The sequence below is a fragment of the Streptomyces sp. NPDC013457 genome (assembly GCF_043089925.1).
GTDB lineage: Bacteria > Actinomycetota > Actinomycetes > Streptomycetales > Streptomycetaceae > Streptomyces.
In genome coordinates this window covers 1064117-1076011 of sequence record NZ_JBICBL010000001.1, presented here as the reverse complement: position 1 = coordinate 1076011, position 11895 = coordinate 1064117, and the positions used below count along the sequence as shown (strand labels likewise).

The following is an 11895-nucleotide window of genomic DNA, read 5'->3' as shown; positions in this document are numbered from 1 at the left end:
CGGACGGCACGGACCGCCGTGTCACCCCGGGGAAACACCGGCGTGTGAGGCTCGGCCCATGAGCACACCCGTCACCCCGCCGGCAGCCCCCGGCGCCCCCGCCCCCGCCGTGCCCGCCCCCTCGGCCGTGCGGCTCGACCCGTCCACGATCCGCGCCCAGGCCTCCGACGGCCTCGCGGACCTCCTCGTCGACGCCGTCGAGGGCGGAGCCTCCCTCGGCTTCCTCGCGCCCCTGGACAAGGCCGAGGCGGCCTCCTGGTGGCAGACGGTCGCCGAGGAGGCCGAGCGGGGCGTCCGGGACGTCTGGGCGTCCCTCGGACCCGCGGGCGAGGTCCTCGGCGCGGTGACGCTCGTGCGGACCGAGAAGCCGAACGGCCGCCACCGCGGCGAGATCGCCCGCCTGATCGTCCACCGCGAGGCCCGGGGCCGGGGTCTGGGCGGCCGCCTGCTGGCCGCCGCGGAGGCCCACGCGGCCCGCGAGGGTCTCACGCTCCTGATCCTGGACACCGAGACCGACAGCCCCGCCGAGGGGCTCTACCGCAAGGCGGGCTGGACCCCGGCCGGAACGATCCCCGACTTCGCCGCGGACCCGGCCGGGACCCTCCGTCCCACCACGCTCTACTACAAGCGCCTGCCCTGATCCGGTGCCCTGATCCGGACACGACGAAGGGCCCGGGTGCTTCCCGCACCCGGGCCCTTCGTCGTCGTACACGTACCGCCTACGGCAGCTGAGCCGCCTCCGCCTGCCGCGCCTCCCGGCTCTCACGCCGGTTGTCGCGGAAGGTGTTCACCCGCCGGGCCGTGGCGAAGAGGGGGATCACGGCGCCCAGCACGACCTGCAGCGCGCAGCCGGTCTGGAGCAGCAGCTGTCCGCCGGGGGCGTCGAACGCCCAGGCCGCCAGCATGCCCATCGCACCCACGATCCAGCTGAGCATCGCCACCGCGAGGATGCCCCGCGGCTTGGGGTACTCGACCCGGCTCACCATCAGCCATGCGACACCGATGATCGCCAGCAGCGTCGGGATGAACGGCAGCTCGAGAAGGACGATCGAGACGACCGTCAGCGCGCCGAAGGGGCTCGGCATGCCCTGGAACATGCCGTCCTTCATCGTCACGCACGAGAATCTCGCCAGCCGCAGCACCACCGCGAGCAGCACCACGATCGCGGCCACCGCCGAGACCTTCTGCTGCGCGCCGGGCGTGACCATGCCGTACACGAGTACGAAGTAGGCCGGGGCCAGACCGAAGCTGATCAGGTCCGAGAGGTTGTCGAGCTCGGCGCCCATCGGCGACGAGCGCAGCTTGCGCGCCACGATGCCGTCGAACAGGTCGAAGATCGCCGCGGCCAGCATGAGGATCACGGCGGTGGCGGCGCTGTTGCGCGCCATGCCGGTCTCGGTGCTGCCCGTGAGGTGCGGGATGAGGATCCCGGTGGTGGTGAAGTACACCGCCATGAATCCACACGTCGCGTTACCGAGCGTGAGGGCGTCCGCTATGGACAGCCTCAACGACAGCGGCATCTCCTCGTCCTCGGCCTCCTCCGCGTCGCCGTCGGCGACCCAGTCGGCGGCCCGGGTGTCGGGATCAATCACGGTCAATGCGAGTCACCCCCGCGGTCGTGGTCTGACCGACCTCGACGGCGACGTCCACACCTTCCGGAAGGTAGATGTCAACGCGGGACCCGAAGCGGATCAGACCGATGCGCTCGCCCTGCTCGACCTTCGTCCCCTGGGGGATGTAGGGCACGATGCGCCGGGCCACTGCCCCGGCGATCTGCACCATCTCGATGTCACCGAGCTCGGTGTCGAAGTGCCAGACAACGCGCTCGTTGTTCTCGCTCTCCTTGTTGAACGCCGGGACGAACCCGCCGGGGATGTGCTCCACGGACGTCACCGTGCCGGCCAGCGGCGCGCGGTTGACGTGGACGTTCAGCGGGCTCATGAAGATGGCGACCCGGGTGCGTCCGTCCTTCCACGGCATGATGCTCTGCACCACACCGTCGGCGGGGGAGATGACCCGGCCCTGAGCGATCTCGCGCTCGGGGTCGCGGAAGAACCACAGCATGCCCGCCGCCAGAGCGGTGGTGGGCACGGCGATGGCCGCGGCGCGCCGAGACCGGCGCGCACGCACGAGGCTCAGCGCCGCGGTGGCGACGGTCGGCAGAAGCCACGGCGATGCTCCGCGTGCGATGCGTACGCCGGCGAGGCTGTCGCGAGGTGCAGAGGTTTGGCTGTGGGGCATGGATGACCTTCGTAGCGGATGATGCCGCACTGGCAACGGGGGACGGCGGCTTTCCATCGATGCTATCGGGTGGGAGCCGCAACTGGGTAAGCCAGAAGCCGAGTCGGTCGGCCGGAAACGCTCAGAGAACGCTGACAGGGTGTGATCTTCTTCGCGGCCGAACCGACTCAAAAGCGACAATCAACCCTGGAACCGGTACTCCTCGAGCAACCGGCGGCCAATGATCATTTTCTGGATCTCGGCGGTACCTTCACCGATGAGCAGCATCGGGGCCTCGCGGTAGAGGCGCTCGATCTCGTACTCCTTCGAGAATCCGTATCCACCGTGGATACGGAAGGCGTCCTCGACGACTTCCTTGCAGTATTCGGAGGCGAGGTACTTCGCCATCCCTGCTTCGAGGTCGTTTCGTTCCCCGGAGTCCTTTTTGCGTGCTGCGTTCACCATCATGGCATGAGCGGCCTCGACCTTGGTAGCCATCTCGGCCAGCTTGAACTGAATCGCCTGGTGCTGGGCGATCGCCTTGCCGAAAGTGTGACGTTGCTGGGCATAAGAGACACCCAGTTCGAAGGCACGCTGCGCGACACCGCAGCCACGGGCCGCGACATTCACGCGGCCGACCTCCACGCCGTCCATCATTTGGTAAAACCCTCGGCCGGTGACCCCGCCGAGGACCCGATTGGCCGGAATGCGCAGTCCGTCCATGATGAGTTCGGTGGTGTCGACACCCTTGTAACCCATCTTGTCGATCTTCCCGGGGATGGTGAGGCCGGGGCGGACCTCTCCGAAGCCGGGCTCCTTCTCGACGAGGAAGGTCGTCATCGACTTGTGGGGCGCGGTGCCCTCCGGGTGTCCTTCGTCACTTCGGACGAGAACGGCGACCAGCGTTGACGTTCCGCCGTTCGTCAGCCACATCTTCTGGCCGTTCAGGACGTACTCGTCGCCGTCCTTGACCGCCTTCGACGTGATCGCCGACACATCCGAGCCGAGGCCCGGCTCCGACATCGAGAACGCGCCACGCGTCTCGCCGGCCGCCATCCGCGGGAGGAAGTAGTCCTTCTGCTCCTGCGTGCCGTGCTGCTTGAGCATGTACGCCACGATGAAGTGGGTGTTGATGATGCCGGAGACCGACATCCAGCCGCGGGCGATCTCCTCCACGCACAGCGCGTACGTGAGCAGCGACTCACCCAGACCCCCGTACTCCTCGGGGATCATCAGACCGAAGAGGCCGAGCTCCTTGAGCCCGTCGACGATCTGCTGCGGGTACTCGTCGCGGTGCTCGAGCTCGGTCGCGACCGGGATGATCTCCTTGTCGACGAACTCCCGGACGGTCTTGAGGATCTCCTGCTGGACATCCGTGAGCCCGGCGGTCTGGGCGAGTCGGGCCATGGCTACTTCTCCGTCTTCTTCGCGGGCTCGATGAGCTCGGGGCGGCCGGGCTGCTCGCCGCCGCGCTCCTTGATGTACGTCTCGGTGGGGACCATCACCTTGCGGCGGAAGACGCACACCAGGGTGCCGTCCTGCTTGTAGCCCTTGGTCTCGACGTAGACGATGCCGCGGTCGTTCTTCGACTTCGACGGGGTCTTGTCGAGGACCGTGGTCTCGCCGTAGATGGTGTCGCCGTGGAAGGTCGGGGCCACGTGGCGCAGCGACTCGATCTCCAGGTTGGCGATCGCCTTGCCCGAGACGTCCGGGACGGACATGCCGAGCAGCAGGGAGTAGATGTAGTTGCCGACGACGACGTTCTTGCCGAAGTCCGTCGTGTTCTCGGCGTAGTTCACATCCATGTGCAGCGGATGGTGGTTCATCGTCAGCAGGCAGAAGAGGTGGTCGTCGTACTCGGTGACCGTCTTTCCGGGCCAGTGCTTGTAGACGGCGCCGACTTCGAACTCTTCGTAGGTGCGGCCGAACTGCATCGGACTCAGGCCTCCGGGATCTCGAACTTGGTGGTGCGCTCCATGCCGGCGGCGCGGCCCTTGCCGGAGATGACCAGCGCCATCTTGCGGGAGGCCTCGTCGATCATCTCGTCGCCGAGCATGGCCGAGCCCTTCTTGCCGCCGGCCTCGGAGGTGTAGTAGTCGTACGCGTCCAGGATCAGCTCGGCGTGGTCGAAGTCCTCCTGCGACGGGGAGAAGATCTCGTTCGCGGCGGCGACCTGGTCCGGGTGCAGCACCCACTTGCCGTCGAAGCCGAGTGCCGCGGCGCGGCGGGCGACCGCCTGGTAGCCCTCGGGGTTGCGGATCTGCAGGTAGGGGCCGTCGATCGCCTGGAGGTTGTTGGCGCGGGCGGCCATCAGGATCTTCATCAGGATGTAGTGGTAGGCGTCGGCGTCGTAGCCGGGCGGCTGCTCGCCGACGACCAGGGACTTCATGTTGATGGAGGCCATGAAGTCGGCCGGGCCGAAGATGATGGTCTCGACGCGCTGCGAGGCGGTCGCGATCGCGTTGACGTTGTTGAGGCCCTGGGCGTTCTCGATCTGCGCCTCGATACCGATCTTGCCGACCTCGAAGCCCATGGTCTTCTCGATCTGCGTCAGCAGCAGGTCGAGCGCCACGATCTGCTGGGCGTCCTGGACCTTCGGCAGCATGATGCAGTCGAGGTTCTGGCCGGCGCCCTCGACGACGGTGACGACGTCCCGGTACGTCCAGTGGGTCGTCCAGTCGTTGACGCGCACGACACGGGTCTTGCCGGTCCAGTCGCCCTCGTTGAGGAACTTGACGATGGTGTGGCGGGCCTCGGGCTTGGCGAGCGGCGCGCAGGCGTCCTCCAGGTCGAGGAAGACCTGGTCGGCGGCGAGCCCCTGGGCCTTCTCCAGGAAGCGCGGGTTGGAGCCGGGGACCGCCAGACACGAGCGACGCGGGCGGAGTCGGTTCACGGGGCTGGTCATGCGGGGACCTCCAGGGGGTCGAGCTTGTTCGCTTTGCGGATCTCGTCGACGATACGGCCGATGATCTCCGTGATACCGAAGTCCTTCGGCGTGAAGACGGCGGCCACACCCGCACGCTTCAGTTCTGCGGCGTCGGCGTTCGGGATGATCCCGCCGACGATGACCGGCACGTCGGTCGCCCCCGCCTCGCGGAGACGGTCGAGGACGTCCGGGACCAGCTCGGCGTGCGAGCCGGAGAGGATCGACAGACCCACGCAGTGCACGTCCTCCGCGAGGGCCGCGTTGACGATCTGCTCGGGCGTCAGCCGGATCCCCTGGTAGACCACCTCGAAACCGGCGTCACGCGCGCGCACGGCGATCTGCTCGGCCCCGTTGGAGTGCCCGTCCAGGCCCGGCTTGCCGACCAGGAGCCGCAGTCGCCCGGAGCCCAGCTCCGTGGCCGTCCGCGCCACCTTCTCCCGTACGAGGGCCAGCGGGGTACCCTCCTCGGCCGTCACCGCCACGGGGGCGGAGGAGACGCCGGTGGGGGCGCGGAACTCGCCGAAGACGTCCCGCAGCGCCCAGGACCACTCGCCGGTCGTGACACCCGCACGGGCGCACTCCAGGGTGGCGGCGAAGAGGTTGCCGTCCCCGGCCGCCGTGGCCTTGAGGGCCGCGAGCGACTCCTGGGCCCGGTTCTCGTCACGGTTGTCGCGCCACTCGTGGAGCTTGGCGACGACCTTGGCCTCGTTGGCCGGGTCGACGGTCATGATCGCCGTGTCGAGGTCCGAGGTGAGCGGGTTCTCCTCGGTCGACTGGAAGATGTTCACACCGACGATCTTCTCGTCGCCGGCCTCGATCCGCGCGCGCCGCTCGGCGTGCGAGGAGACGAGCTGCGACTTGAGGTAGCCGGACTCGACGGCGGCCATCGCGCCGCCCATCTCCTGGATCCGGTCGATCTCGGCCAGGCACTCCTCGACGAGCGAGTCGACCTTCGCCTCGATCACGTGCGACCCGGCGAAGATGTCCTCGTACTCCAGCAGGTCGGACTCATGGGCGAGCACCTGCTGGATGCGGAGCGACCACTGCTGGTCCCAGGGCCGGGGCAGGCCGAGTGCCTCGTTCCAGGCGGGCAGCTGGACGGCGCGCGCGCGGGCGTCCTTGGAGAGCGTGACGGCCAGCATCTCCAGGACGATCCGCTGGACGTTGTTCTCCGGCTGTGCCTCGGTCAGACCGAGCGAGTTGACCTGGACGCCGTAACGGAACCGGCGCTGCTTGTCGTTCTCGATGCCGTACCGCTCACGCGTGACCTTGTCCCAGATGCGGCCGAAGGCGCGCATCTTGCACATCTCCTCGATGAAGCGGACGCCCGCGTTCACGAAGAACGAGATGCGGGCGACGACTTCGCCGAAGCGGTCCGCCGGGACCTGGCCGGAGTCCCGGACCGCGTCGAGCACCGCGATCGCGGTGGACATCGCGTACGAGATCTCCTGGACCGGAGTGGCCCCCGCCTCCTGCAGGTGGTAGCTGCAGATGTTGATGGGGTTCCACTTCGGGATGTTGTTCACCGTGTAGGTGATCATGTCCGTCGTGAGGCGCAGCGACGGGCCGGGCGGGAAGACGTGCGTCCCGCGCGACAGGTACTCCTTCACGATGTCGTTCTGCGTGGTGCCCTGGAGCCGGGTGACGTCCGCGCCCTGCTCCTCCGCGACCACCTGGTAGAGCGCCAGCAGCCACATCGCCGTGGCGTTGATGGTCATCGAGGTGTTCATCTGCTCCAGGGGGATGTCCTGGAACAGCCGGCGCATGTCACCGAGGTGCGAGACCGGGACCCCGACCCGGCCGACCTCGCCGCGGGCGAGGATGTGGTCGGGGTCGTAGCCGGTCTGCGTGGGCAGGTCGAAGGCGACCGAGAGTCCGGTCTGTCCCTTGGCCAGGTTGCGCCGGTACAGCTCGTTGGACGCCTCGGCGGTCGAGTGACCGGCGTAGGTCCGCATGAGCCACGGCCGGTCCTTCTGACGCTCTGTCATGTACGGTCCCGGGCTCAGATGTTACGGAAGCGGTTGATGGCGTCGATGTGCTTCGCGCGCATCTCCGGGTCGCGCACGCCGAGGCCCTCCTCGGGGGCGAGCGCGAGGACGCCGACCTTGCCCTGGTGCAGGTTCCGGTGGACGTCGTACGCGGCCTGGCCGGTGTCCTCCAGGGAGTAGACCTTGGAGAGCGTCGGGTGGATCTTGCCCTTGGCGATCAGGCGGTTGGCCTCCCACGCCTCGCGGTAGTTGGCGAAGTGCGAGCCGATGATGCGCTTGAGCGACATCCACAGGTAGCGGTTGTCGTACTCGTGCATGTAGCCCGAGGTGGAGGCGCAGGTGGTGATGGTGCCGCCCTTGCGGGTGACGTAGACGCTCGCGCCGAAGGTCTCGCGGCCCGGGTGCTCGAAGACGATGTCGATGTCCTCGCCGCCGGTGAGCTCGCGGATGCGCTTGCCGAAGCGCTTCCACTCCTTCGGGTCCTGGGTGTGCTCGTCCTTCCAGAACTTGTAGCCCTCGGCGTTGCGGTCGATGACCGCCTCGGCGCCCATGGCCCGGCAGATGTCGGCCTTCTCGGGGGAGGAGACGACACAGATCGGGTTGGCGCCGCCGGCCAGCGCGAACTGGGTGGCGTACGAGCCGAGCCCGCCGCTCGCGCCCCAGATCAGGACGTTGTCGCCCTGCTTCATGCCGGCGCCGTTGCGGGAGACGAGCTGGCGGTACGCGGTGGAGTTGACGAGACCGGGGGAGGCCGCCTCCTCCCAGCTCAGGTGGTCGGGCTTCGGCATCAGCTGGTTGGACTTGACGAGCGCGATCTCGGCCAGGCCGCCGAAGTTGGTCTCGAAGCCCCAGATCCGCTGCTCGGGGTCGAGCATCGTGTCGTTGTGGCCGTCCGAGGACTCCAGCTCGACCGAGAGGCAGTGCGCGACGACCTCGTCGCCGGGCTTCCACGAGTTCACGCCGGGGCCGGTGCGCAGCACGACGCCCGCGAGGTCGGAGCCGATGATGTGGTACGGCAGGTCGTGGCGCTTGCTCAGGTCGGAGAGGCGGCCGTAGCGCTCCAGGAAGCCGAAGGTGGAGACCGGCTCGAAGATCGAGGTCCAGACCGAGTTGTAGTTGACCGAGCTGGCCATGACGGCGACCAGGGCCTCGCCCGGCCCGAGCTCGGGCAGCGGAACGTCGTCGAGGTGGAGCGACTTGCGCGGGTCCTTGTCGCGGCTCTCGAGGCCGCTGAAGATCTCGACCTCGTCCTTGTGGACGGTCACGGCTCGGTACGACTCGGGGAGCTCGATGTTGGCGAAGTCCGAGGACGTGGAGTCCGGGGACTGGATCGCGTCCAGGATGTCCTTCACGGGGTGCCTCCGGCGGTGCGGCGTCTGAGGGAGACGCGCTGAGGGTTACGTCTTGGAGTGCTGCTCTGGAGGTGTGCCGTCGGTTCGGCGGGGTGGTGCGGTGGCGGCGCCGGGTGGGCGCTGTGGGTTGCCTGTGACGCAGGCGTCCGGGCGCACAATCACGATGGCTTGTGGGGACAGCCGGCGCACGAGGAGACCTCGGCGCGCCGGCCGCCCGGACAACATCAACGTATGGCACCGCGTGTCACCTGACAAGGCACTGCGTGCCAACAATTTCACTCATATGCAATCTGCCCGTCACACATGAGCGATGATCGATCGAATGGCGGGGCAAAACGGGACGAGGGCCGCCCCCACCGGGGGCGGCCCTCGTCGTGCGTGAGTCCGGTGGTCAGTCGCGGTTGAGCGCGTCCTGGATGGTCCGCATGACCTCGTCGAGCGGAGCGTCCGTACGCGCCACCGCCACGAGCACCCCGCCCTCGGCGGACGCGGTGGCCGCGGGAGCCTGCGGGGCCGTCTGGGAGCCCTGGACGGCCGTCTGAGGGCCCGGCTGCGGGGCCGAGGCCGGCCGGGCGCCTATGCCCGTACCGAACGTCTCCCGCACGATGGCGAAGGCGTGGTCCAGCTGCGCCTCCACGTCCCCCTGGCCGCCGGCCCGCAGCCAGCGGCGCAGTACGTGGTTGTGGGCCGTGACGACCGCCGAGGCGGCCACCTCGGCCAGCAGCGGGTCGTCGTTGCCGTCGTGGTGGTCGCGCTCGTCGAAGTGGCCCAGCAGATAGCGGGTGAACAGCCGCTCGTAGCGGGCCACCGAGGCGATCTCGCGCTCCCGCAGAGTGGGCACCTCGCGGGTGAGCCGGTACCGCTCCACGGAGACCGCAGGGGACCCCGCGTACATCTTCATGACTTCCTTGATGCCCCGGCAGACGGTGTCCAGCGGGTGCTCGTGCGACGGGGCGGCGTTCAGCACCGCCTCCGCCCGCACCAGGGTGTCGTCGTGGTCGGGGAAGATCGCCTCTTCCTTGGAACGGAAGTGGCGGAAGAAGGTCCGGCGGGCGACCCCGGCGGCAGCGGCGATCTCGTCGACCGTCGTGGCCTCGTACCCCTTGGTGGCGAAGAGCTCCATGGCCGCGGCGGCCAGCTCGCGGCGCATCTTCAGCCGCTGTGCGGCCGCACGGGTGCCCGCCGCACTCTCCTGACCGTCGGAGGTGGACGTGGCACGGGGTGACTTCGCGGCCTTGGACATGTCCTGAACGTACTGCATCAGTGCGGGAGTGTGCCCAGGTGGGGGAGGGTCGCCCGGGCCCGTGCCGGGGGTGCCGTTGGCACTCCCGGGGCTCAGCAACCCTCCCCAGCCCGCGTAGGGCTCAGCGTCGGGCATATTCGCGGAAGCCGCGCCCCGTCTTGCGGCCGAGGCAGCCGGCCGCCACCAGGTGCTCCAGGAGAGGCGCCGGAGCCAGGCCCGGGTCGCGGAACTCACGGTGCAGGACCTGCTCGATGGCGAGCGAGACGTCCAGGCCGACGACGTCGAGCAGCTCGAACGGACCCATCGGGTAGCCGCCGCCGAGCTTCATGGCGGCGTCGATGTCGTCCAGGGTCGCGTAGTGCTCCTCGACCATCTTGATCGCGTTGTTCAGGTACGGGAAGAGCAGCGCGTTCACGATGAACCCGGCCCGGTCGCCGCAGTCCACCGGGTGCTTGCGGATCTTCGCGGTGACCTCGCGGACGGTGGCGTGGACGTCGTCCGCGGTCAGGACCGTACGGACGATCTCCACCAGCTTCATCGCGGGCGCCGGGTTGAAGAAGTGCATCCCGATGACGTCCTGCGGGCGCGAGGTGGCGCGGGCGCAGGCGACGACCGGCAGCGAGGAGGTCGTGGTGGCGAGCACCGCGCCCGGCTTGCAGATCTTGTCGAGCCGGGCGAACAGCTCCTGCTTGACCGCCAGGTCCTCGGCGACCGCCTCCACGGCCAGGTCCACCTCGGCGAAGGCGTCGAGCGAACCGGCCGGGGTGATCCTGGCCAGCGTCTCGTCGCGGGCCTCGCCGCTCATCCGGCCCTTGTCGACGGAGCGCGCGAGGGACTTCGCGATCCGCGCCTTGGCGGTGTCGGCCTTCTCCTGGGAGCGGGCGGAGAGGACGACGTCGTACCCGGCCTTGGCGAAGACCTCGGCGATCCCGGAGGCCATCGTGCCGGAGCCGGCGACGCCGACCGAGCGGACCTCGCGGCCCCCGCCGGCGGCGGCGCTCTCCAGCGGGGTCAGCGCGTCGCGGACGACGGTGGCCGAGCCGGGCGCGTCGTACGTGTAGAACCCGCGGCCCGACTTGCGGCCCGTGAGACCGGCCTCGCTGAGCTGCTTGAGGATCGGGGCGGGGGCGTGGAGCCGGTCGCGCGACTCGCTGTACATCGCCTCCAGGACGGTGCGGGCGGTGTCGATGCCGATCAGGTCGAGCAGCGCCAGCGGGCCCATCGGCAGACCGCAGCCGAGCCGCATGGCGGCGTCGATGTCCTCACGGGAGGCGTACTTCGCCTCGTACATCGCCGCGGCCTGGTTGAGGTAGCCGAAGAGCAGGCCGTCCGCGACGAAGCCGGGGCGGTCGCCGACCGCGACGGGCTCCTTGCCCAGGTCGTGCGCGAGCGCGGTGACGGCCTCGACGGCCTTCGGCGCGGTGAGGACGGAGGAGACGATCTCCACCAGCTTCATGGCCTGGACCGGGGTGAAGAAGTGCAGGCCGAGCACGCGCTCCGGGTGGGCGGAGTCGGCGGCGAGCCGGGTCACCGAGAGGGCGTTGGTGCCGGTGGCGATGATCGCGTCGGGCCGGACGACGGCGTCCAGGGCCCGGAAGACCTCCTGCTTGGCCTCGTACGACTCGGGCACGACCTCGATCACGAGGTCGGCGTCGGCCGCCGCCTGCAGGTCGGAGTAGGTGCGGAAGCGGGCGAGGACGTCCTGCCGCTCCTCCTCGGTGATCCGCTCGCGGGCCACCGCACGGGCGGTGGACGCCTCCAGGGCGGCGACGGCCTGGGTGGCGGCGGCTTCGCTGATGTCGATGCCGATGACCTCGCGGCCGGCCCGGGCGAGGACATCGGCGATGCCCTTGCCCATGGTGCCGAGACCGACGACGGCGATGGTGGAGAGAGGGGTGTCCATCAGGGGACTCCAGGAGGGAAGAGTGACGACTGAAGGCGGCGCGTGCGGGCGCGAACGGATCGCGAACGGAAAGCGCGGAGAGTTCGCGAGGGAAGCGCGAAGAGGTCGCGTGGAAAAGGCGATGGACTCTGTCCCGGAGTCACATCGAAAACTGCCGAACCGACAAACTCGATCTCACGACGGCTGCGTCACCAGGCCGTTGTGAGCTTGCGGGGGTTACCCGCTCACCTGAGATTAACCGGCGGGTAACGAGCACGCCAGTC

The 11895-nt window shown here is 69.0% G+C and carries 10 protein-coding genes; 1 reads left to right on the top strand and 9 read right to left on the bottom strand.

What is annotated here, in order from left to right; translation table 11 throughout:
- Window positions 1-58: 58 nt before the first annotated feature.
- Window positions 59-640 (top strand): GNAT family N-acetyltransferase, encoded by a 582-nt coding sequence (locus ACF1G2_RS04815; RefSeq protein WP_391796851.1) that lies wholly within the window; start codon window positions 59-61, stop codon window positions 638-640.
- Window positions 641-719: 79 nt separating this feature from the next.
- On the opposite strand, the gene pssA is transcribed toward ACF1G2_RS04815, so the two are convergent.
- The 9 genes from pssA to ACF1G2_RS04770 form a co-directional block, all read right to left on the bottom strand.
- Window positions 720-1592, bottom strand: a complete 873-nt coding sequence (pssA, locus tag ACF1G2_RS04810) for a CDP-diacylglycerol--serine O-phosphatidyltransferase (RefSeq protein WP_391797043.1) — start codon at window positions 1590-1592, stop codon at window positions 720-722.
- Complete coding sequence (locus ACF1G2_RS04805) at window positions 1585-2241, bottom strand: phosphatidylserine decarboxylase (protein ID WP_260226710.1); 657 nt, start codon at window positions 2239-2241, stop codon at window positions 1585-1587. Before ACF1G2_RS04805 ends, pssA begins: the two co-directional genes overlap by 8 nt.
- Window positions 2242-2421: 180 nt before the next feature.
- On the bottom strand, window positions 2422-3627 hold the full coding sequence (locus ACF1G2_RS04800) for an acyl-CoA dehydrogenase family protein (RefSeq protein WP_015037484.1): 1206 nt from the start codon (window positions 3625-3627) through the stop codon (window positions 2422-2424).
- 2 nt (window positions 3628-3629) lie between these two features.
- On the bottom strand, window positions 3630-4154 hold the full coding sequence (locus ACF1G2_RS04795; protein WP_030320137.1) for a MaoC family dehydratase: 525 nt from the start codon (window positions 4152-4154) through the stop codon (window positions 3630-3632).
- 5 nt (window positions 4155-4159) lie between these two features.
- Window positions 4160-5125 carry a CoA ester lyase gene (locus tag ACF1G2_RS04790; RefSeq protein WP_260226713.1) on the bottom strand — a complete coding sequence of 322 codons (966 nt, stop codon included), beginning with the start codon at window positions 5123-5125 and terminating at the stop codon, window positions 4160-4162.
- Entirely contained in the window at window positions 5122-7134 is a 2013-nt protein-coding gene (locus ACF1G2_RS04785; protein ID WP_391796850.1) for a protein meaA, read from the bottom strand. The genes ACF1G2_RS04790 and ACF1G2_RS04785 overlap by 4 nt, the downstream gene beginning before the upstream one ends.
- Window positions 7135-7148: 14 nt before the next feature.
- Window positions 7149-8486: a crotonyl-CoA carboxylase/reductase gene (gene ccrA / locus ACF1G2_RS04780; RefSeq protein ID WP_391796849.1), complete on the bottom strand. Its 1338-nt coding sequence runs from the start codon at window positions 8484-8486 to the stop codon at window positions 7149-7151.
- Between the two features lie 391 nt (window positions 8487-8877).
- Window positions 8878-9729, bottom strand: coding sequence for a TetR family transcriptional regulator (locus ACF1G2_RS04775; RefSeq protein WP_391796848.1), 852 nt, complete (start codon window positions 9727-9729; stop codon window positions 8878-8880).
- Window positions 9730-9850: 121 nt separating this feature from the next.
- Window positions 9851-11632, bottom strand: coding sequence for a 3-hydroxyacyl-CoA dehydrogenase family protein (locus ACF1G2_RS04770; protein WP_391796847.1), 1782 nt, complete (start codon window positions 11630-11632; stop codon window positions 9851-9853).
- Window positions 11633-11895 lie beyond the last annotated feature (263 nt).

Coding starts and splice junctions, on each gene's coding strand:
- ACF1G2_RS04815 (WP_391796851.1), top strand. CDS start 59: ATGAGCACACCCGTCACCCCGCCGGCAGCCCCCGGCGCCCCCGCCCCC.
- ACF1G2_RS04805 (WP_260226710.1), bottom strand. CDS start 2,241: ATGCCCCACAGCCAAACCTCTGCACCTCGCGACAGCCTCGCCGGCGTA.
- ACF1G2_RS04800 (WP_015037484.1), bottom strand. CDS start 3,627: ATGGCCCGACTCGCCCAGACCGCCGGGCTCACGGATGTCCAGCAGGAG.
- ACF1G2_RS04795 (WP_030320137.1), bottom strand. CDS start 4,154: ATGCAGTTCGGCCGCACCTACGAAGAGTTCGAAGTCGGCGCCGTCTAC.
- ACF1G2_RS04790 (WP_260226713.1), bottom strand. CDS start 5,125: ATGACCAGCCCCGTGAACCGACTCCGCCCGCGTCGCTCGTGTCTGGCG.
- ACF1G2_RS04785 (WP_391796850.1), bottom strand. CDS start 7,134: ATGACAGAGCGTCAGAAGGACCGGCCGTGGCTCATGCGGACCTACGCC.
- ACF1G2_RS04775 (WP_391796848.1), bottom strand. CDS start 9,729: ATGTCCAAGGCCGCGAAGTCACCCCGTGCCACGTCCACCTCCGACGGT.
- ACF1G2_RS04770 (WP_391796847.1), bottom strand. CDS start 11,632: ATGGACACCCCTCTCTCCACCATCGCCGTCGTCGGTCTCGGCACCATG.